At 60.7% G+C, this 18,794-nt stretch carries 14 protein-coding genes; 6 read left to right on the top strand and 8 right to left on the bottom strand.

Translation table 11 applies throughout. The features are described from left to right. Window positions 1–41: 41 nt before the first annotated feature. Window positions 42–1,175: a GNAT family N-acetyltransferase gene (locus tag TK42_RS04020; RefSeq protein ID WP_103733650.1), complete on the bottom strand. Its 1,134-nt coding sequence runs from the start codon at window positions 1,173–1,175 to the stop codon at window positions 42–44. Window positions 1,176–1,459: 284 nt separating this feature from the next. Between TK42_RS04020 and TK42_RS04015 the strand changes: the two genes are divergently transcribed. Further along, a complete protein-coding gene (locus TK42_RS04015; protein WP_005790244.1) occupies window positions 1,460–2,782 on the top strand; it encodes a putative porin in 1,323 nt (440 codons plus the stop codon). Between the two features lie 35 nt (window positions 2,783–2,817). Here TK42_RS04015 and TK42_RS04010 read toward each other — a convergent pair whose 3' ends face one another. The 5 genes from TK42_RS04010 to aceK all read right to left on the bottom strand — a co-directional run bounded on the left by TK42_RS04010 (window position 2,818) and on the right by aceK (window position 10,956). Then, window positions 2,818–3,051, bottom strand: coding sequence for a zf-HC2 domain-containing protein (locus TK42_RS04010; RefSeq protein WP_032879977.1), 234 nt, complete (start codon window positions 3,049–3,051; stop codon window positions 2,818–2,820). Then, on the bottom strand, window positions 3,045–3,659 hold the full coding sequence (locus tag TK42_RS04005) for an RNA polymerase sigma factor (RefSeq protein WP_005790248.1): 615 nt from the start codon (window positions 3,657–3,659) through the stop codon (window positions 3,045–3,047). Before TK42_RS04005 ends, TK42_RS04010 begins: the two co-directional genes overlap by 7 nt. 123 nt (window positions 3,660–3,782) lie before the next feature. Then, on the bottom strand, window positions 3,783–4,904 hold the full coding sequence (locus TK42_RS04000; RefSeq protein WP_005790250.1) for a beta-ketoacyl-ACP synthase III: 1,122 nt from the start codon (window positions 4,902–4,904) through the stop codon (window positions 3,783–3,785). 252 nt (window positions 4,905–5,156) lie between these two features. Continuing rightward, complete coding sequence (gene hrpA, locus TK42_RS03995; protein WP_103733649.1) at window positions 5,157–9,068, bottom strand: ATP-dependent RNA helicase HrpA; 3,912 nt, start codon at window positions 9,066–9,068, stop codon at window positions 5,157–5,159. Window positions 9,069–9,246: 178 nt separating this feature from the next. Further along, window positions 9,247–10,956: a bifunctional isocitrate dehydrogenase kinase/phosphatase gene (gene aceK, locus TK42_RS03990; protein WP_103733648.1), complete on the bottom strand. Its 1,710-nt coding sequence runs from the start codon at window positions 10,954–10,956 to the stop codon at window positions 9,247–9,249. A gap of 153 nt (window positions 10,957–11,109) precedes the next feature. Here aceK and TK42_RS03985 point away from each other — a divergent pair, with 153 nt between their 5' ends. Continuing rightward, window positions 11,110–11,994 carry a DMT family transporter gene (locus TK42_RS03985; protein WP_032879973.1) on the top strand — a complete coding sequence of 295 codons (885 nt, stop codon included), beginning with the start codon at window positions 11,110–11,112 and terminating at the stop codon, window positions 11,992–11,994. 89 nt (window positions 11,995–12,083) lie between these two features. Here TK42_RS03985 and TK42_RS03980 read toward each other — a convergent pair whose 3' ends face one another. Then, window positions 12,084–12,944, bottom strand: coding sequence for a DMT family transporter (locus tag TK42_RS03980; RefSeq protein ID WP_103733647.1), 861 nt, complete (start codon window positions 12,942–12,944; stop codon window positions 12,084–12,086). 421 nt (window positions 12,945–13,365) lie between these two features. Here TK42_RS03980 and TK42_RS03975 point away from each other — a divergent pair, with 421 nt between their 5' ends. After that, window positions 13,366–14,157, top strand: a complete 792-nt coding sequence (locus tag TK42_RS03975; RefSeq protein WP_078822027.1) for a CPBP family intramembrane glutamic endopeptidase — start codon at window positions 13,366–13,368, stop codon at window positions 14,155–14,157. A gap of 151 nt (window positions 14,158–14,308) precedes the next feature. Further along, entirely contained in the window at window positions 14,309–15,874 is a 1,566-nt protein-coding gene (locus TK42_RS03970) for a PAS domain-containing methyl-accepting chemotaxis protein (protein ID WP_103733646.1), read from the top strand. Window positions 15,875–15,976: 102 nt separating this feature from the next. Here the strand turns inward: TK42_RS03970 and TK42_RS03965 are convergent, their stop codons facing one another. After that, entirely contained in the window at window positions 15,977–16,669 is a 693-nt protein-coding gene (locus tag TK42_RS03965; protein WP_032879967.1) for an alpha/beta family hydrolase, read from the bottom strand. A gap of 79 nt (window positions 16,670–16,748) precedes the next feature. On the opposite strand from TK42_RS03965, the gene ccoN reads away from it, so the two are divergent. Continuing rightward, on the top strand, window positions 16,749–18,173 hold the full coding sequence (ccoN, locus tag TK42_RS03960; RefSeq protein WP_005790268.1) for a cytochrome-c oxidase, cbb3-type subunit I: 1,425 nt from the start codon (window positions 16,749–16,751) through the stop codon (window positions 18,171–18,173). 10 nt (window positions 18,174–18,183) lie between these two features. Then, a complete protein-coding gene (ccoO, locus tag TK42_RS03955) occupies window positions 18,184–18,792 on the top strand; it encodes a cytochrome-c oxidase, cbb3-type subunit II (RefSeq protein WP_003193159.1) in 609 nt (202 codons plus the stop codon). Window positions 18,793–18,794 lie beyond the last annotated feature (2 nt).

The following is an 18,794-nucleotide window of genomic DNA, read 5'->3' as shown; positions in this document are numbered from 1 at the left end:
CTAAGCGTTCTTCGCGAGCAAGCTCGCTCCTACAAGGTGTTTCACTTGCTGTCAGGTTGCCGATAAGGCAAAGCCGCCCTCGCCTCTTCGGCATACGCCAGAATCCCCACCCGTTCACGTTCAAGAAAGTCGTGCACGGCACTCTTGAGCCCCGGATGGCGCAGGTAGTGCCAGGACCGCGTGATCACCGGCTCAAACCCGCGAATCAATTTGTGCTCGCCCTGGGCCCCCGCATCGAAGCGTTGCAGGCCGTGGGCGATGGCGTAGTCCATGCCCTGGTAGAAACAGGTTTCGAAATGCAGCCGGTCGAACTCCCCCAGGCAGCCCCAGTAGCGGCCGTAGAAGCTGTCGCCACCGATCAAGCTGAACGCCATGGCCACCGGACGCGGGCCTTGCTTGGCCAGCACCACGCGGATCGCCTCGGGCATACGTTCGGCCAACAGGCTGAAAAACGCCCGTGTCAGATAGGGCGCTTGGCGGCGCACCGCATAGGTGTTGGCATAGCAGGCATAAACAAAATCCCATTGGGCCTCGCTCAATTGATGACCTTGCAGCCACTCGAACTCGATGCCCTGCCCGGCCACTTGTTCACGCTCTTTGCGCATCTGCTTGCGCTTGCGTGAACTCAAGGCATCAAGGAAGTCCTGGAAGTCGCGATAGCCACGGTTCTGCCAATGAAACTGGCAGCCCAGGCGTTGCATCCAGTCGGGCTGCCGGGCCAAGGCGTCGTCGGCCAAAGCGTCGGTGAAATTGATATGGGCGCTGGAGAGCCCTTCGATTTCCAGGTAACCCGGCAAACTTTTGAGCAACTCAAAGCCGTCTTCGGCACTGGCGGCCAATAAACGCGGCCCGCTGACCGGACTGAACGGCACGGCTGTCAGCAGCTTCGGGTAGTAATCAATCCCGGCACGCTCGCAGGCGTCGGCCCAGCCATGGTCGAACACGTACTCGCCATAGGAGTGCCACTTGCGGTAACTGGGTAATGCCGCCACCAAACGCGGGCCTTCCCAATGCAGCAGATGTTCCGGCTGCCAGCCTGTTTGCGGGCCCAGGCTGGCGCTGTCTTCCAGCGCGCTCAAAAACCCATGCCGCACAAAAGGCTGGGCCTGCGGCACCAGGGCATCCCAAGTGTGAGCAGCGATTGCGGACAGGCTGTCCAGGCGTTGCAGTGGCATCGACATCCTCATTGTTTCGCGGCATGAAAGCCTGGGCAGTATCGCTTATCGCAGCCTGGCGTACATCTGCAAAACGCGCCGACAGAACGCCCAAGCGTTAGTTCCTTCCCGTTACAAGCTGTCATCTACATGAAATCACTTAGCCACTACTCCGTCATAAACGGCCGCGATACTGACGCCAGTTTTTAGAGCGTCCGGATCTACCGGGCGACATTTTTTCCGTCCGTCATGGGTCGGTTGTGTCCTGGATGGTTTGCCATCCCTCCTCACTTTCGGAGATTGATATGCGTCTTGCTTCCACTAAAACTGCGGCGCTCCTGTGTGGCGGCCTGTTGCTGGCCCTGAGCGTACCGGCCAGCGCTGCAGTCGACGCTAAATTGCTCGACATGCTCAAGGCCAACGGCCAGATCACCGCGTCGCAGTACACCGAACTGCAAGCGGAACTGGCCAAGGACCAGAAAGAACAGCAGATCGCACGCCAAGCTCAACAAGAGACCAACGAGCAGATCGCAGCCACTGCGAAAAAAACCAACGAGCTGAGCAGCTTCGACCAAAAGCTGGCCTGGGCCGCCAAGACTCAATTCAAGGGTGATGTACGCTTCCGCCAGGAAACCATCAAGATCGATGGCGAACCCAACAACGGTGGGCGTGACAAAGACCGTCAACGTATCCGCGCCCGCCTGGGTGCCTACACCGAAATCAACCCGCAGGTGGACACCGGTATCCGTATCGCCACCGGCGGTGGTGACGATGCGCGTTCTACCAACCAGGATCAGGACGGCTACTTCGATAAAAAATCGATCTGGCTGGACCTCGGTTACATCGACTACCACCCGGACCAGATCAAGAACCTGCACGTGATCGGCGGCAAGATGCTTCAGCCTTGGGTAAACATGGGCGACGTGATCTGGGATAGCGATATCAACCCTGAAGGCCTGGCCGTCACCTACAAATACCCACTGGGCAGCAGCGCCGAACTGTTCGGCAGCCTGGGTAACTACAACCTCAAGGACAACGTCGACGGCGACGGCGTGCAGTTCCGCCACGACCTGCGCCTGACGTCCGGCCAGTTGGGTACGCGTTTCTCGGTCACCGACAACCTGAAAATGACCCTGGGCGGCAGCGTCTACGCCTACAAAAATGACGAGGACAGCCGCTGCACAACCACTACCACACCTTGCGCGTTGGCGGTCAACGGCAACTCAGCCAACAACGAGTTCCGCCTGTACGAAGGCTTTGCCCAGGCAGACATCGGCGGCTTGGCAGTGCCACTGTCGTTCTACGGCCAATACGTGAAAAACAACGATGCCGTGACCGACCAGGACACCGCGTGGTTGCTGGGTGCCAAGTCCAAGGTGTTCGGTTTCAACCTGGACTACAACTACCGCGATGTTCAGCGTAATGCCGTCGTAGGCGCGTTCACCGATTCGGACTTCGCCAACGGTACCACCGGTTCGCGCGGCCACAAGATGAAGGTCAGCTACGACATCGACAAGAACTTCGCCCTGGGCGCCACCTACTTCCTGACCAAGGCGGACTACGCCAGCCGTACCCAGCGGGATGCCAACACCAACACCCTGCAGCTGGATGCTGAAGCCAAGTTCTAACCGTTACTGTAGGAGCGAGCTTGGTGAGCTCGCTCTTACATATCCTTACGGCGCTCGGCTGCCATCTGTTCAGCCAGCGCATCAGCACCGTCCACCGGCTCCTGCGGCATACGCTTGAGCGTCGCCTGCAACAGGCGCATCTGCCGGATAAACCGTCGGCAGTTCGGGCAGAACATCAAGTGATGACGCACCATCAGACGTTCACGGAAGGTCAATTGACCATCCAGATAGTCACTGGAGCGCGCTACTTGCTCTTTACAGGTCAACATTCGCCCGTCTCCTCAAAATGCTCCACCGTAGCAAAGACTTTAAGCCGTGCTCGATGCAGGAGCACACGAACGTTGGAGAGCGAAAGGCTCAGAAGATTACAGATTTCCTCCAGTTCCAGACCCTGGCGTTCACGCAACACCAGCACGCTGCTTTGCAGTTCGGACAAACTCAGAATCGTATGCTCCAGGCATTTGCGCAGTTCATCTTCGGTCAGCAGCGCTTCAGGGGTGTCCTGGTGCCAGGCATACGGGGCGACAGCCCAATGGCCATCATCCGGGCTGAAGCGATCATCACCAATGGTGCCGTGGGGCGAAGGCAAATCGTCGAGCAGCACTTCCCGACGATTCTGTTTGTAACGTCCCTTGGCGGCGTTGGCGGTAATGGTCAATAACCATGTCTTGAGGCTCGATCGCCCTTCGAATCTGGCCAGGTTGCGTACGACCGAAACCCAGGCGTCTTGCACGATTTCGTCGGCGTGGCGCTGACCGACGATGGCGTAGGCCACCGCCCGCATTGCGCTCTGGTAAGTGGTGACCAATTCCTTGTAGGCCCGCTGCTCACCCTTGAGCAGGCGTTCAAGCAGGTGCGCGTCGTCCGCTGCTGCCATTCAAACCTCTATTTAAAAGTGCACACCCGGTCCTGTGGGAGCTGGCTTGCCTGCGATGCAGACACCTCGGTGTATCAGTCACACCACAGTGATGCCATCGCACGCAAGCCAGCCCCCACACAATCAGCGTTTGCGCAGGATCACACTGCCAATCGAATACCCGGCGCCAAAGGAGCTGAGTACGGCAACCGAGCCCTTGGGCAAGTCATCCTGGTAAGTGTGAAACGCAATCACCGAGCCGGCCGAGCTGGTATTGGCGTAAGTATCGAGGATCACTGGCGCTTCTTCCACCGACGCGTCGCGCCCCAGCAGCTTTTTCACGATCAGGTGGTTCATGCTCAGGTTGGCCTGGTGCAGCCAGAAGCGCTTCACATCGGTCACACTCAACTGATTTTCCGCCAGGTGCGCGCCGATCAATTCGGCCACCATCGGGCAGACATCGCGAAACACCTTGCGGCCTTCCTGCACGAACAGCTTGTCGGGGGCACCGACACCTTCTTCCGCCGTGCGGTTGAGGAAGCCGAAATTGTTGCGGATGTTGTTGGAGAACTTGGTCAGCAGCTTTGTACTCACCACATCGAACTGGTGCTCGGACGTCGCCAGGTCAGCGCGTTCCAGGATCACCGCAGTGGCGGCGTCACCGAAGATGAAGTGGCTGTCGCGATCGCGGAAGTTCAGGTGGCCGGTGCAGACTTCCGGGTTGACCATCAAGATCGCCCGGGCCTGGCCCAACTGGATGCTGTTGGCCGCGTTCTGGATGCCGAAGGTGGCCGAAGAACACGCCACGTTCATGTCAAAACCGAAGCCCTGGATACCCAAGGCTTCCTGGACTTCAATGGCAATCGCCGGGTAGGCACGTTGCAGGTTGGAACAGGCAACGATCACGCCATCAATGTCGGCGGCGGTCTTGCCGGCGCGTTGCAGGGCTTGTTCGGCGGCACCGACCGCCATCTGGCAGAGCACCGACCATTCGTCGTTGCTACGCTCGGGCAGGCGTGGCGCCATGCGCTGCGGATCGAGGATGCCGTCCTTGTCCATCACAAAACGGCTCTTGATGCCGGATGCCTTTTCGATGAATGCCGCGCTCGACTCCGTCAGCGCCTGCACCTCGCCACGCTCGATGGCGGCGGCGTTGTCTGCGTTGAACTGTTGCACATAGGCATTGAAAGACTGCACCAGCTCTTCGTTGGAGATGCTGTTGGCCGGGGTGTACAGGCCAGTGCCGCTGATGACGACGTTATGCACGGTCGTTCCTCTAAATCTGTCAGGCAGAAGATATTGGTACCGTCGTACCAAACTTAAAGTCGTTTGATTCCGTCCAGCAGGCATCAAACTGGCGACGCTTTATTCAATCTTGTAACCGCGAAGTTTGCCACAACCCTGGAGATTTGGCGCTATAGGCCAGACAAACACCTTGAATGTGGGAGGGGCGGTGCGACGATTCGACTTGCTCCCTCCCACATTTGGCCCTGCCCGGATCGGGAAACCCGGAAAGGTTCAGGGCTCTACCTGGCTCCACTGCTTGCTCAAGCGTTTATCGGAAATCGGTACCTTGGTGCCCAACTGCTGGGCAAACAACGACACCCGGTATTCCTCCAGCCACCAGCGGTACAGCTCCAACTGTGGGTCACGCTTGCCTTCCTGGGCGTGTTTGTTCAAGCGGTTCTGGTATTGAGCCCACAGGCCGCCCAATTCGCTGCTCCACACGCGGTCCTTTTGCACCTGGCTCGGCAGTTTTTCCAGGCGCAGTTCAATAGCCTTGAGATAGCGCGGCAGCTCCTTGAACCATTGCGCCGGGGTTTCGCGCACAAAACCTGGGTACACCAGGTTGCTCAGTTGCTGCTTGATATCATTCAAGGCCACCGCCTGGGCCAGGTCGATCTTGCCTTTGAAGCGCTTTTGCAGGCCGTGCCAGAGTTTCAGCACCTCCAGGGTCAGGCGTGCCAGGCGCTCGGCGTGTTCGGTCCAACCGCCACGCTTGCGCTCGGCCAGGGCAGCCAGGCCCGCGCCATCACGCGGCAGGCTGTCTTCGCCATCAAGTACACAGGTGTCGAGGCTGGCCAGCAGAATGTCTTCCACCAACGCGTCAATACGCCCCAGTTCGCGGTACATCAAGCCCAGCTCGGTCAGGCCCGGCAATTTGCCGCGCAGGAATTTCGCCGGTTCCGCCAGTTGTTGCATCAGCAGGCGCTGCAACGCGCGGCGATGCTGGAACTCGGCTTCGGCGGCGGTGGAGAAACGCCCTTCCTTGACCGTGCCGTTCTCTTCCACCAGCGCCGGGTACACCGTCATCGACAGGCCGGCGATGTTTTGCTGGGTCTTTTCAGCCACCGCCGCGAACACCTTGGCTTCTACCGGCTGTTGGCTTTTTGCGGTTTGCGGTACGGCCAACGCGGCCTGGCTGGCCTCTGCAAAACGTGCGGTCAGTTCGGCCAGGTCGCGACCTTCGCCAAGGAACTTGCCTTGGCCGTCGACCACTTCCAGGTTCATCTTCAGGTGGCTTTCTACCTGCTGCGCCGCTTCGGCCCAGGCTTCATCGCTGACCCGCGCACCGGTCATGCGCAGCAACTCGCGCCCCAGCGCCTGGGGCAGCGAGCCCTGGCCGAATTCGATGCGTTGCAGCGCCGCCTTGACGAAGTCCGGCACCGGCACGAAGTTCTTGCGCAATGCCTTGGGCAGGTTGCGTACCAACGCGATGCATTTGGCTTCGATCACGCCCGGCACCAGCCACTCCAGGCGCTCGGCCGGCAACGCCGGCAGCAACGGCGCAGGTACACGCAGGGTGACGCCATCGCGAGGGTGGTTGGGTTCGAAGTGGTAGCTCAAGGCCAACGCCAGGTCACCCAGGTGCAAGGTGTCCGGATAATGCGCAGCGGTAACCTCACTGGCCTCGCGGGCCAGCACATCTTCTTCGCGCATGATCAGCAGTTGCGGGTCTTTCTGGCTGTTGACCTTGTACCAGCTGTCGAACGTGGCGGTCTGGTGAATCTCCGCTGGCAGGCGCGCATCGTAGAACGCGTAGAGGGTTTCTTCGTCGGCGAGGATGTCGCGGCGGCGTGCCTTTGCCTCCAGTTCGTCGAGCTGCTCCAGCAATAGCTGGTTGGCCGCCAGGCACTTGGCCCGGGATTGAATCTCGCCGCGCACCAGGCCCTCACGAATAAACAACTCGCGAGACACCACCGGGTCAATCGGCCCGTAATGCACCGGCCGACGCCCGACCACAATCAGCCCGAAGAGGGTGATCTGCTCAAACGCCACCACCTGGCCGCGCTTCTTCTCCCAATGGGGTTCGAAGTGGTTTTTCTTGATCAGGTGCCCGGCCAGCGGCTCGATCCAGTCGGCATCGATCTTCGCCACCATGCGCGCATAGAGCTTGGTGGTTTCCACCAGTTCGGCGGTCATCAGCCATTGCGGGCGCTTCTTGCCGATGCCGGACGAGGGATGGATCCAGAAACGCCGCTGCCGCGCACCGAGGTAATCGCCGTCTTCGGTCTTCTGGCCGATCTGGCTGAGCAGGCCGGACAGCACCGCCTTGTGCAGTTTGGGGAAGTCCGCCGGCTCTTTATTGATGTTCAGCTGCATGTCGCGGCAGATCAGGCTCAACTGGCGATGGGAGTCGCGCCACTCGCGCAGGCGCAGGTAGTTGAGGAAGTTCTTGCGACACCAGTTACGCAACGGGCTGGCGGTCAGTTCCTGGCGCTGCTCTTCAAACCCGCGCCACAAATTGACCAGCCCGGCGAAGTCCGAATCCGGGTCTTTCCATTGTGCGTGGGCCTGGTCGGCCGCTTGTTGGCGCTCCGGCGGGCGCTCGCGCGGGTCCTGGATCGACATGGCGCTGGCGACGATCAGCACTTCCTGCAGGCTGCCGAGCTTGGCGGCTTCGAGCAACATGCGGCCCATGCGCGGGTCCACTGGCAAGCGTGCAAGCTGGCGGCCCAACGGCGTGAGCTGGCTGTTACGGTCCACCGCCGAGAGTTCCTGCAGCAGGTTGAAACCGTCGCTGATCGCCTTGCCATCTGGCGGTTCGATAAACGGGAAATCGGTGATTTCGCCCAGGCGCAGGTGCAGCATCTGCAGGATCACGGCGGCGAGGTTGGTACGCAGGATTTCCGGGTCGGTGAATTCCGGGCGCCCGATAAAATCTTCTTCGCTGTACAGGCGCACGCAAATGCCCGGCTCAACCCGGCCGCAACGGCCTTTACGCTGGTTGGCGCTGGCCTGGGAGATCGCCTCGATCGGCAGGCGCTGCACCTTGGCGCGGTAGCTGTAGCGGCTGATGCGCGCCGTGCCGCTGTCGATCACATAGCGAATGCCCGGCACCGTCAGCGAGGTTTCCGCAACGTTGGTCGCCAGTACCACGCGCCGGCCTGGGTGGGATTGGAAAATGCGCTGTTGCTCGGCCGGTGACAGCCGTGCGTACAACGGCAAAATCTCGGTGTGCTTGAGCTGGGCCTTGCGCAGCATGTCGGCGGCATCACGAATCTCGCGCTCTCCGGGCAGAAACACCAGCACATCGCCGGGGCTGCGTCGCTCGCTGCGCTCATAGGCGGCGATTTCATCGAGGGTGGCGAGGATCGCCTGGTCGACGGTCAAGTCATCCTCGACGCGGTTGCCCTCTTCGTCCTGTTCCAGGGTCAGTGGGCGATACCAGGTGTCCACCGGGAAAGTACGGCCCGAGACCTCGACAATCGGCGCATCGTCGAAGTGCTTGGAAAAGCGCTCCAGGTCGATGGTCGCCGAGGTGATGATGACTTTCAGGTCAGGGCGACGCGGCAGCAGGGTCTTGAGGTAGCCGAGCAGGAAGTCGATGTTCAGGCTGCGTTCATGGGCTTCGTCGACGATGATCGTGTCGTAGCGTTCCAGATAACGGTCGTTCTGGGTTTCGGCCAGCAGGATGCCGTCGGTCATCAGTTTGATCAGGGTGTTGGAATCACTCTGGTCTTCGAAACGCACCTGATAGCCGACCAAGGCGCCCAATGGCGTGGCCAGCTCTTCAGCGACACGGCTGGCGACGCTGCGCGCTGCGATCCGGCGCGGCTGGGTGTGGCCGATCAGGCCGTACTGGCCGCGGCCGATTTCCAGGCAGATTTTCGGCAACTGGGTGGTCTTGCCCGAGCCGGTCTCGCCGGCAATGATCAACACCTGGTGTTTGAGCAGCGCGTCCTTGATCTCATCGCGCTTGGCGGCAATCGGCAGGCTGTCGTCGTAGCGAATCACCGGCAGGCTGGCGCGCCGCGCCGTGACCTGGGCACAGGATGCCTGCATCCGCGCCACCCACTGCGCCAGCTTGTCCTCATCGGGTTTCTTGCGCAGCTCAAGCAACTGCCGGCGCAAGCGGTGGCGGTCGGCGAGCATGGCGTGATCGAGGGTTTTGAGCAGTTGGTCGATGGTGGGTGCTTGGTCAGTCATCAGCTACTTCGACGGTCATCTATGTTATGCGCGGCCGGCAAGTGTGGCAGAAAATCGACTTATCTGGCAGGTCAAACATGTGGGAGGGGGCTTGCTCCCGATGAAGGTGGGTCAGCCAATGAAGGTGTTGACTGATTCACCGTCATCGGGAGCAAGCCCCCTCCCACAAGAGAAAGCGTTATAGCGGGTCTTTTCGGCGATAGGGGAATACGTCGATAACCTTGCCGGCGCGAATCGCGTCCTGCAGGCCCTTCCAGTAATCGGCGTTGTACAGCTCGCCATGCAGCTCATCGAACAACCTGCGTTGCCCGGCGTCGGCAAACAGGAACGGCGGGAACTCTTCGGGGAATACGTCCAGCGGGCCGATGGAGTACCAGGGCTCTGAGGCCATTTCGTCCTCGGGGGTGCGCGGTGCGGGAATATGGCGGAAGTTGGCTTCGGTCAGAAAGCAGATTTCATCGTAGTCGTAGAACACCACGCGGCCATGACGGGTGACGCCGAAGTTTTTCAGCAGCATGTCGCCAGGGAAGATATTCGCCGCCGCCAGTTGCTTGATTGCCAGGCCGTAGTCTTCCAGGGCTTCGCGCACCTGGGCGGGGTTGGCGTTGTCGAGGTAGAGGTTGAGCGGGGTCATGCGCCGCTCGGTCCAGCAGTGGCGGATCAGCACGCTGTCGCCTTCCACTTCGACCGTGCCGGCCGCGACTTCCAGCAGCTCGGCCAGGCACTCGGGCTCGAACTTGCTCAAGGGGAAACGGAAGTCGGCGAATTCCTGGGTGTCGGCCATGCGCCCTACCCGGTCGACACTCTTAACCAGCCGGTACTTCTCGATCACCGTGGCGCGGTTGACGTTTTTCGACGGTGAAAAGCGATCCTTGATGATCTTGAACACGGTGTTGAATCCCGGCAGCGTGAACACGCTCATGACCATGCCGCGCACGCCGGGGGCCATGATGAACTGATCGTCGGTGGTGGCCAGGTGGTTGATGAGTGCGCGGTAGAATTCGGACTTGCCGTGCTTGTAGAAACCAATGGAGGTGTACAGCTCGGCAATGTGCTTGCCCGGCAGGATGCGCTTGAGAAAACCGATGAATTCGGCAGGCACCGGCACGTCGACCATGAAATAGGAGCGGGTGAACGAAAAGATGATCGACACGTCGGCTTCGTCGGTGATCAACGCATCGATCTGGATGCCGCGCCCTTCGCGGTGCAGCAACGGGATGACCAACGGCCACTGTTCGTCGCGGGTATAAATGCGCCCCACGAGATAGGCGCCTTTGTTGCGGTAGAGCACGGAGGAAAACAGCTCGACCTTGAGGTCCGGGTCCTTGCACACCCAATCCGGCAGGTTTTCCCGCAGCTGGGCTTCGAGGCGACGCAGGTCGGCAGGAAGGTCGGCGTAAGGCTCGCTGAAGCTGTAGTCAGAGAAAATCTGCGCCAGCATGTCTGATATTTTACCGGCCGGCGTGTAGACCCGGGTTTGCGCCGCCCGCGCCCGGCGCAGGCTCGGCCGGGTGGTGTGGATGAACATGCAGCCGTCGCTGATCAGGTCATGGCTGAACAGGCCGCAGAAGATCGAGTTGTACCAGGTCTCGGACAACTCATCGTCAAAGCGCAGGTCGATCAGGCCGATATAAGCGCTTTTCACCAGGGGCCACAGCTCGATGTCCTGCAACGCACTCGCTTCGAAACCGGCGCGCAGGCGGGCAGTGACCTCGGCAACTTTCTCTTCATACAGGTTGATGCGTGCCGCAGACGCCGCCTGCCCTTGCTGCCACTGGGCCTTCTCGAAACGCTCGCGGGCCCCATCGGTGATCTGGCGAAAGTGCTCACGGTAATCGTCGAAACCGTCGAGGATCATCCGGGCGATAGCGAGGGCGGGCTGCGACATGCGGGAAACCTCGAACGGGTAGCGGGAAGCTCAGAGCTTAGCCAGTGAACGCTGGCAGGAGAAGGAGGATTTTTAAGGGGCCGTCGTAGTTAGCGATTGTGTCGGCCTGAGCACTGGGCAACACTCCCCGCCTGATTGGCGTAGGAGTTTTCCGTGAGACCTGTTGACACCCTCTACTTGCTGGGACTGGCTGCCATCTGGGGCGCGAGTTTCCTGTTCATGCGCATCATTGCGCCGGAAATCGGCACAGTGCCGACTGCGTTTTTCCGCGTGTCGATTGCCGCCGCCGGGTTGCTGGTGATCCTGGCGATGCTGCGCGTGAGCTGGGATTTCCAGGGCAAGTTCAAGACCGTTTTGCTGTTGGGGGTGATCAACTCCGGGATTCCGGCGACCATGTATTCAGTGGCAGCGCAGGTACTGCCGGCGGGTTATTCGGCGATTTTCAACGCCACTACGCCGCTGATGGGCGTGCTGATTGGCGGGTTGTTTTTCAGCGAGCGCCTGACACCGTCGAAAATAGCGGGCGTTGCCTTGGGGCTGTTTGGCGTCGCCGTGCTCACGCGCGCGGGGCCAGTGGCCTTTGATTTGCAATTGTTGATGGGCGCGTTGGCGTGCCTGCTGGCGACCACCTGCTACGGTTTTGCCGGTTTCCTGGCACGACGCTGGCTGGATCAGCGCGGCGGGCTGGACAGTCGCCTGTCGGCCTTGGGCAGTATGCTCGGCGCTACCTTGTTTCTATTGCCGCTCTTTGCCTACAGCGCCATCAGCCATCCACCGGCAAGTTGGGGCGGCTGGCAGGTGTGGGCGTCGCTGCTGGGCTTGGGGCTGGTGTGTACGGCGTTCGCCTACATTTTGTACTTCCGCCTGCTGTCATCCATTGGCCCGGTCAAGTCGATGACCGTGACCTTTATGATTCCGCCGTTCGGCGTGCTGTGGGGGGCGTTGCTGTTGGATGAGCCGCTGTCCATGGCTCACCTGTATGGCGGGGTGCTGATTGCCGGGGCGTTGTGGTTGGTACTGCGCCCGCAAAAACTATAGGAGCGCGCCCTTGCTCCTGGGGGTGCTTCGCCCCCCAGCGCAAGCAAGCTTGCTCGCCACAGCAAGCTTTGCTCCTACAGGGATAGGTTTTAGTGTTTACGGAATACAAACACCAAGCCGACGATGATCAACGCCATTCCCAGCACGCTTAACAGCGCAAGGCGATTGCCGAAGATCAGGTAGTCCATTACCGCGGTCACCGCTGGCATCAGATAGAACAAACTGGTGACATTCACCAGGTTGCCGCGGGCGATCAGCCTATACAGCAACAGCGTCGCCAGCACTGACACCACCAATCCCATCCACAGCACCGGCAGGTAAAAGCCCCAACTGTGCTCGAAATGGAAGGGCTGGAACGGCACGAACACCGCACACAACAGCATCCCGGCCAGGTATTGCAACGGCAACGTGCCCAAGGGGTTGTCGGTGATGCGCTTTTGCATGATCGAGCCAAACGTCATGCTCGCCAGCGCCAGCAGCCCGAACAGCATCCCGGCCAGGGACATGCCCGCCAGCCCGATGCCCTGGTACACCACCATGATCAACCCGGCCAGGCCCAACCCCAGGCCGAACAGCCGGCGTAACGAGCGCTGACGCTCCATCAGCACCACGGTGAGGATCGGCTGGACGCCCATGATGGTCGCCATCACCCCGGGGGTGACTTTGAGGTCCAGGGCCAGCAGATAGAAAATCTGGTAGGCCCCCAACAACACCAGGCCCGTCGCCGCCGCATACAGCATGGGCTTGCCGGGACGTGGCAGCTTCAACTTGAGGATCGGCACCAGCACCACCAACCCCACCAGGGCGATGGCAAAGCGGATCAGCAGAAAGGCAAAGGGCGAAGCATGGGCCAGGCCCAACTTGGAGAAGATCGCCCCGCTGCTCCACAGCAAGACAAACAAGCTCGTCGAGGCCGCCGCGGCCACGGATTGTTTCGAAAGAACAGACATGAGTTACCACCTGTTATCAGGCAAAAAAGCCGATTCAGTAAGGACTGAATTTCAGTAGGTTTTTTTCAGGCAGGCACAGGGCAACAGCAAACAGCTGATCAGCCCGAAATGCCAACGCCCGGCGGTGATACGACTGCGTACACCGGCGTGCTACTGACAGGTGGGGGGTAGTGACTGATCTGCGCAGGCTGCTTTGCGCCGCACGGCACGACCACAGCGTTGACCGCTGAATCGACTACCGCTAAGCGCTGGGAAGCTGGCATGTGCTGATCTTTTTGAAGGGAGAAAGACGCGACGACTATAACCAGCCGCAAACATACTTTGCAATCCTTTCCCCCTTACCTTGTACGTAGAGGCATTTTCATGCCCCCGAACCAGACCTCTCGCTATAATGCCGCCCGGTTTTTGTTAAGGATTTCACATGATTGCTCTGCCCTGGCTGTACCTCACACTACTTTGCATTGGCTATGTCACGGCCTTGATCTACGGCCAACTGGGCATACTGGCGGCGGTGTCAGTGGCGCTGTTGCTGGTGGCCGGCTACGCCGTACGCCAGCAACGCACTCCTTGGGCACGCTACCTGGGCCACGGCTTGTTTATCGTCCTGGCCCTGGGGCTAGCGATGCACTGGCTGCCGGGTTTCTACAATGGCCGAGGTATTGCACCCCAGCGTTTTACCCCGGACTCAGTGCCCTTCTCGATGTACCTGAACCAGGACAAACCCCTGATCGGCTTCTGGCTGTTGCTGGCCTGCCCATGGATTGTGGCGCGACGCTCATTGCGCCTGTCGATCTGCGTCACCGCTTTGGCACTGACCCTGACCGCCATCGCAGCCCTGGGTGGCGCGGCCCTGATGGGGATGATCAGTTGGGCCCCCAAATGGCCGGACCAGGCATGGCTGTGGGTACTCAATAACCTGCTGCTGGTGACGCTGGTGGAAGAAGCGCTGTTTCGTGGCTATGTTCAGGGCGGCCTGAGCCAGCGTTTCAAACACCTGCCCTACGGCGAGAACCTCGCGCTGCTGCTGGCTTCGCTGTTATTCGGCCTGGCGCATTTTGGTGCGGGTTGGCAATGGGTAATGCTGGCGAGTATTGCCGGGGTCGGTTACGGCCTGGCGTATCGCTTTGGCGGGCTCGGCGCAGCGATTGCCACGCACTTTGGCTTGAATCTGCTGCACTTCGGGCTGTTCACCTACCCGATGCTGGCCGGCTGAGCCTTTCTTGCTGTAGGAGCGAGTTGTTGTGGCGAGGGAGCTTGCTCCCTCACCACAGCCAGCCCACTGCTCCCAGAATTGTTGCAAAAATAAGTTAAATAAATGCCCGCCATGGCCGATACCCCCTGAAAGCCTTGCGGATTGAACAATCATGCGTAATAACCAACCCGTTACCCAGCGCGAACGTACCTTCCCCGCTCAGCAACGGTTGATCTCCACCACAGATGCCAAGGGTGTCATTACCTACTGCAACGACGCGTTTGTCGAAATCAGTGGGTTCACCCGCGACGAACTGATCCGTGCCCCGCACAACCTGGTGCGCCACCCGGATGTGCCCTCGGCCGTGTTCGCGCACATGTGGTCCACGCTCAAACAAGGCTTGCCATGGATGGGCATTGTCAAGAATCGCTGCAAGACCGGTGACCATTACTGGGTTAACGCCTATGTGACTCCGGTGTTCGACGGCAACCAGGTGATCGGCTACGAATCGGTGCGCATCAAGCCCACCGCCGAGCAGATCCGCCGGGCCGAGGCGCTCTATCAACGCATCAACCAGGGCAAGTCGGCCATCCCCCAGCGCGACAAATGGCTGCCGGTGCTACAGGACTGGCTGCCGTTTATCCTGGTCAGCCAACTGAGCTTCATGATCGGCGCCACCCTCACCTCCCAGTGGGGCTTTGCCCTGGCTGCGGTGCTATCGGTGCCGTTGGGCCTGCTGGGCCTGAGCTGGCAGCAGCGCGGCCTCAAGCGCTTGCTGCGGCTGGCCGAGCAGACCACCTCCGATCCGTTGATCGCGCAGATGTACACCGACAGCCGTGGCGCCCAGGCCCGACTGGAAATGTCGATCCTCAGCCAGGAAGCGCGCCTGAAGACCTGCCTGACCCGTCTGCAGGACACCGCCGAGCACCTCAACGACCAAGCGGCGCAGTCCAACACCCTGGCGCACAGCAGCTCCAGCGGCCTGGAACGTCAGCGCGTGGAAACCGAACAGGTGGCCACCGCCGTCAACCAGATGGCCGCGACCACCCAGGAAGTCGCCAGCCATGTGCAGCGCACCGCCGATGCCACCCAGGAAGCCAACCGCCTGACCGGTCGCGGCCGCGATATCGCCGGGGAAACCCGCGAGGCGATTCAGCGGCTGTCGGTTGCGGTGGGCGAGACGGGTGTGACCGTCACTCAACTGGCCAAGGACAGCGATGAAATCGGCGGCGTGGTCGATGTGATCAAAGGCATCGCCGACCAGACCAACCTGCTGGCGCTCAATGCCGCTATCGAAGCCGCGCGTGCCGGTGAGATGGGCCGTGGATTTGCGGTGGTCGCCGATGAAGTGCGCCAACTGGCGCAGCGTACGGCCGAATCCACCGGGCAGATCCATACCCTGATCGCCAAGCTGCAACACACGGCGGCTGCGGCTGTGCAAACCATGGACGCCGGGCATCGCCAGGCTGAAGAGGGTGTAGCGCGGGTGATGGAAGCGGATCAGGCGTTGGTGGGCATCAGTGAGGCGGTGGCCAATATCACCGACATGACCACCCAGATTGCCGCTGCTACCGAAGAGCAAAGCGCCGTGGCCGAGGAGATCAGCCGCAATATCAGCACCATCGCGCTGTTGGCAGATCAAACTTCAGAGCAGGCGATGAACTCGGCGCAGTTGAGTGAGGAGTTGACGCATACCGCCAATACCCAGTACTCGCTGGTGGAGCGTTTTAACCGATAAACCGCTATCGCAGGCAAGCCAGCTCCCACACTGGACGGTATTCACCGATAGAAATAGGTGAACCCAGTCCAATGTGGGAGCTGGCTTGCCCCCGATAGGGCCCTAACAGGCCCTGAGAAACTCAGCCACCTGCACCGCCGCCGCCTCCAAGTGCTGCTCATGGCTGAACCCCGAAGCCTTCAACGGCTTCAAGTCATGATCGCCCGCCACCAACCACATCACTTCAATACTCTCTGACAACTCATAATCCTGCACCGCTGCCCGATTGCCCAAGGCATCACGCTCGCCCTGCACAATCAACGTTGGCGTCGTAAGCGCAGCCAAGTGCTCCACCCGGGGTTTCTCTGGCTTGCCCACCGCATAGAACGGATAGCCCAGGCACACCAACCCATCGGCGCCCAGTTCATCGGCCAGTAAACTGGCCATCCGCCCACCCATGGACTTGCCGCCAACTGCCAGTTTCCCAGCGACATGACGTCGCACCTCGCCATACACCTCGCGCCAGCACTCCAGCAGTTTCGGCGCCGGATTCGGCGGGCGCTTGCCGCCATCCATACGGCGCTGGGCCATGTACGGGAACTCGAAGCGCACCACGTTCACGCCATGCCCGGCAAGGCGTGCCGCCATGTCGTTCATGAACGCCGAGTCCATCGGTGCCCCGGCGCCGTGGGCCAGGATCAGCGTGACCGGCTCGCCCGAAGCCGTGCCCGTGGCGACATCCCACAGCCAGCCGCGTTCGCGCACACACTGCGCCCATTGATCCCCGTCAATACTGGCCTTGTGCTCTTTGCCCATGCTTGCCTCGCTTTTTAGTCTGCCTATAACTCCAGCCCAAGTGCCGCACTTGCTTGGGTTGAACCGTGGATGGGGAACCATGAACACTACTTTAAGTACCGCCTATAACTACAAGGTGGTCCGCCAATTCGCCATTATGACGGTGGTGTGGGGCATCGTCGGCATGGGGCTCGGGGTTTTTCTCGCCGCCCAATTGGTTTGGCCTGCGCTCAACTTCGATTTACCCTGGACCAGCTTCGGCCGCCTGCGCCCGTTGCACACCAATGCGGTGATTTTCGCCTTCGGTGGCTGCGCGCTGTTCGCCAGCTCCTTCTACTCGGTACAACGCACCTGCCAGACTCAGCTGTTCGCACCAAAAGTGGCCGCGTTCTGCTTCTGGGGCTGGCAGCTGGTAATTTTGCTGGCCGCAATCAGCCTGCCGCTGGGCTACACCAGTTCCAAGGAATACGCCGAGCTGGAATGGCCGATCGATATCCTGATCACCATCGTATGGGTCGCCTATGCCATCGTGTTCTTCGGCACGATCATGAAGCGCAAGACCAAGCACATCTACGTCGGTAACTGGTTCTTCGGTGCGTTCATCATCACCGTGGCCATCCTGCATATCGTCAATAACCTGGAAATCCCGGTCAGCCTGACCAAGTCCTACTCGCTGTACGGCGGTGCGACGGATGCCATGGTGCAATGGTGGTATGGGCACAACGCGGTAGGCTTTTTCCTCACCGCAGGCTTCCTGGGGATGATGTACTACTTCGTACCCAAGCAGGCCGAGCGTCCGGTGTATTCCTATCGCTTGTCGATCGTGCACTTCTGGGCGCTGATCACCCTGTACATCTGGGCCGGCCCTCACCACTTGCACTACACCGCCTTGCCGGACTGGGCGCAGTCCCTGGGCATGGTGATGTCACTGGTGCTGCTGGCGCCAAGCTGGGGCGGCATGATCAACGGCATGATGACCCTCTCGGGTGCCTGGCATAAGTTGCGCAGCGACCCGATCCTGCGCTTCCTCGTTGTGTCCCTGGCCTTCTACGGCATGTCGACATTCGAAGGTCCGATGATGGCGATCAAGACCGTCAACGCTCTTTCCCACTACACCGACTGGACCATCGGCCACGTACACGCCGGGGCGCTGGGCTGGGTGGCGATGATCTCCATCGGCGCGCTGTACCACATGATCCCGAAAGTCTTCGGTCGCGAGCAGATGTACAGCCTCGGCCTGATAAACGCGCACTTCTGGCTGGCCACCATCGGCACCGTGCTCTACATCGCCTCGATGTGGGTCAACGGCATCGCCCAGGGCCTGATGTGGCGTGCGGTCAACGAAGACGGCACCTTGACCTACTCCTTCGTCGAAACCCTGGTGGCCAGCCACCCTGGCTTCATCGTGCGGCTGGTGGGCGGTGCGATCTTCCTCACCGGCATGTTGCTGATGGCTTACAACACATGGCGCACCGTGCGTTCGGCGCAGCCAGCCGAAATCAGCGCCGCAGCGCAGATGGCCTGAGGAGTCGATGATGAAACACGAAACGATTGAAAAAAACGTCGGCCTGCTGATGCTGCTGATGGTGCTCGCCGTGAGCATCGGCGGCCTGACCCAGATCGTCCCGCTGTTCTTCCAGGACGTGACCAACAAGCCGGTGGAAGGCATGAAGCCCTACACCGCGCTGCAGCTGGAGGGCCGCGACATCTACATCCGCGAAGGCTGCGTGCAGTGCCACTCGCAGATGATCCGCCCGTTCCGCGCCGAGACCGAGCGCTACGGTCACTACTCGGTGGCCGGCGAAAGCGTTTGGGACCACCCGTTTCTGTGGGGCTCCAAGCGCACCGGGCCGGACCTGGCCCGCGTCGGCGCACGCTACTCGGACGACTGGCACCGCGCGCATTTGTACAACCCGCGCAACGTGGTGCCGGAGTCGAAAATGCCGGCCTATCCGTGGTTGGTCACCGCCGCCGTCGACAGCAGCCACACCGAGACCAAATTGAAAGTGATGCGTACCCTCGGCGTGCCTTACACCGACGACGACATCAACGGCGCGGTCGCCAGCCTCAAGGGCAAGACCGAGATGGACGCGCTGGTTTCCTACCTGCAAGTGCTCGGCACCGCCATCAAGAGCAAGAGGTGAGC

The organism is Pseudomonas sp. GZJR-8 (assembly GCF_002916705.1).
Lineage (GTDB): Bacteria > Pseudomonadota > Gammaproteobacteria > Pseudomonadales > Pseudomonadaceae > Aquipseudomonas > Aquipseudomonas synxantha_A.
Note: the sequence above shows the minus strand (reverse complement) of the source record. Positions and strands in the feature narration are given on the sequence as shown.

Excerpts from the sequence above, each read along its gene's own strand:
- TK42_RS04010 (WP_032879977.1), bottom strand. The coding sequence starts at position 3,051 with ATGTTGACCTGTAAAGAGCAAGTAGCGCGCTCCAGTGACTATCTGGAT.
- ccoN (WP_005790268.1), top strand. The coding sequence starts at position 16,749 with ATGAACACTACTTTAAGTACCGCCTATAACTACAAGGTGGTCCGCCAA.
- TK42_RS04020 (WP_103733650.1), bottom strand. The coding sequence starts at position 1,175 with ATGCCACTGCAACGCCTGGACAGCCTGTCCGCAATCGCTGCTCACACT.
- TK42_RS03975 (WP_078822027.1), top strand. The coding sequence starts at position 13,366 with ATGATTGCTCTGCCCTGGCTGTACCTCACACTACTTTGCATTGGCTAT.
- TK42_RS03970 (WP_103733646.1), top strand. The coding sequence starts at position 14,309 with ATGCGTAATAACCAACCCGTTACCCAGCGCGAACGTACCTTCCCCGCT.
- TK42_RS03980 (WP_103733647.1), bottom strand. The coding sequence starts at position 12,944 with ATGTCTGTTCTTTCGAAACAATCCGTGGCCGCGGCGGCCTCGACGAGC.
- TK42_RS04015 (WP_005790244.1), top strand. The coding sequence starts at position 1,460 with ATGCGTCTTGCTTCCACTAAAACTGCGGCGCTCCTGTGTGGCGGCCTG.
- aceK (WP_103733648.1), bottom strand. The coding sequence starts at position 10,956 with ATGTCGCAGCCCGCCCTCGCTATCGCCCGGATGATCCTCGACGGTTTC.
- TK42_RS04005 (WP_005790248.1), bottom strand. The coding sequence starts at position 3,659 with ATGGCAGCAGCGGACGACGCGCACCTGCTTGAACGCCTGCTCAAGGGT.
- ccoO (WP_003193159.1), top strand. The coding sequence starts at position 18,184 with ATGAAACACGAAACGATTGAAAAAAACGTCGGCCTGCTGATGCTGCTG.
- TK42_RS03965 (WP_032879967.1), bottom strand. The coding sequence starts at position 16,669 with ATGGGCAAAGAGCACAAGGCCAGTATTGACGGGGATCAATGGGCGCAG.
- hrpA (WP_103733649.1), bottom strand. The coding sequence starts at position 9,068 with ATGACTGACCAAGCACCCACCATCGACCAACTGCTCAAAACCCTCGAT.